We start from the raw sequence: 253 nt of genomic DNA on the forward strand, positions 1-253 counted from the left end.
GTTCATCACGGGCGTGCACTCGACCGGGATCTACTGCCGGCCGAGCTGCCCGGCGGCGACCCCCCGGCCAGGCAACGTCTCCTTCTACCTGACGAGCGCAGCGGCGCACGAGGCCGGCTTGCGCGCCTGCAAGCGCTGCCTGCCCGACGCGGTGCCCGGCTCCCCTGACTGGAACACCAGGGACGACCTCGCGGCGCGCGCGATGCGCCTGATCGACGACGGCACCGTCGAACGCGACGGCGTACCCGGCCTC

General features: G+C 73.5%; 1 protein-coding gene. It reads left to right on the forward strand.

The genetic code is table 11. From position 1 onward, the window contains the following. The coding region (locus QN345_RS20265; RefSeq protein WP_323509267.1) for an Ada metal-binding domain-containing protein at positions 1 to 253 on the forward strand (253 nt) is incomplete at both ends.

It is taken from the genome of Cryobacterium sp. 10I1 (assembly GCF_035019805.1).
Classification (GTDB): Bacteria; Actinomycetota; Actinomycetes; order Actinomycetales; family Microbacteriaceae; genus Cryobacterium; species Cryobacterium glucosi.